We start from the raw sequence: 1390 nt of genomic DNA on the forward strand, positions 1-1390 counted from the left end.
AACCAAATCAAAAGTCACGTTTTTGCCCTTAGAAACATAGTTCTTATAGTAAGCAGCGTTGTCTTTTGGAACCCACATATAGAACTCACCTTTTGGTGACAATCCTGCTTCTTTCAAGATTTCATTGACAACATCTGTTCTTCCCTTGTCAGAAAGAACGTGATACATGTCAAATAGTTGCTTCACATCTTTTCCTTCGTCGTCACTTGCCTTGGTTTTGGCATCATCAACGGTATAGGCACCGTCTTGAACATCGTCTACAATCGCAAAACGTTTCGCGATAGATTTAGGTGACGCAGTAAATTTTGAATAAGGAGCATAGTCAGTTTTCAATGTAAACTTCACATTCTTGTCAAATGTCTTAGCTCCATCAATGTTGTTTCCATGTGTATCCTCAACAGATTTTGTAGGATTTACAGATGGTTTGTAGCGCAAGTTAGCATAGCGAACATGGACAGTACGAGATTTCACTTTACCTGGTTCAGGAAGATATTCAGGATCAGGAATTGTATCCTTTTCATGCTTCTCCAATTCTGGCGGATGAACTTCTTCTACTGTTTCTACAACGTTGTTATTTCCCCAAAGTTGGAATGTGTATGTTGCTTCATACAATTCCCTATCTGTGTAAGGTGGCAAACCTTCCGCTTTTCGTTCCGCATCAGAATACTTACGATATGCTTCAAATTTTTCCTGCGAATAAGGTTTGAATTCTTTTTTACCATAGTAATAACTCAAATGTCCTTTCGAACCATAGCCAATAGATACAATAGTTCCTACAGGTGTATCATGAAAATCGTTTACATTTGAATAGATTGGGTCACCAGCTTTATACTCGTCTAAACCTGTATCGTCGTCTGATTGATACGTACCTGACGTTTTCACACCTTTCCAACCAGTTTTATTTCCAAATGCTGGAATAGGTGTTTCTTGAACCAATGAATCACTAGGTGTTTTTACAATACCTGTTGATCCATCTTCATAGGTATGACGAATGGACTGACCGTAGTCAATATCTGAATACACATCGGCACGTCCAATGTTTAATGGCTTGCCAGTTGCTTCATCAAAGAATTCATAATCAAAATCCGGATTCAAATAATTAAATGGACTAAATCCAAACGGCGAAACACCTTTGTTATCTATCGACCATTTTGACCACCAGACCCACAAACGACTATAAACTTGAGAATTACCTTCTTTTTCAAATGCTTTAGTAGGTGTTGATTTCGAAATGAATTTCACAGAAATTGTTTTCCCTGTTTGAGTCTTACCAATTTTGTGCAGGGTAAACCAATCACCTTCCTTAATATTTTTTAGAATTGTCCCACCGATTGACGTGGCATTTTGACGAGCGATTTCCTCTTTATCAATCATATCTGGACGACCAAGT

The 1390-nt window shown here is 38.1% G+C and carries 1 protein-coding gene; it reads right to left on the reverse strand.

Annotation, left to right across the window (positions count from 1 at the left end):
• Positions 1–1390, reverse strand: a 1390-nt coding sequence (locus tag QM460_RS10345; protein ID WP_414290048.1) for an SspB-related isopeptide-forming adhesin, incomplete at both ends; no start/stop codon positions are given.

Source organism: Streptococcus infantis (assembly GCF_047464415.1).
Lineage (GTDB): Bacteria > Bacillota > Bacilli > Lactobacillales > Streptococcaceae > Streptococcus > Streptococcus infantis_AE.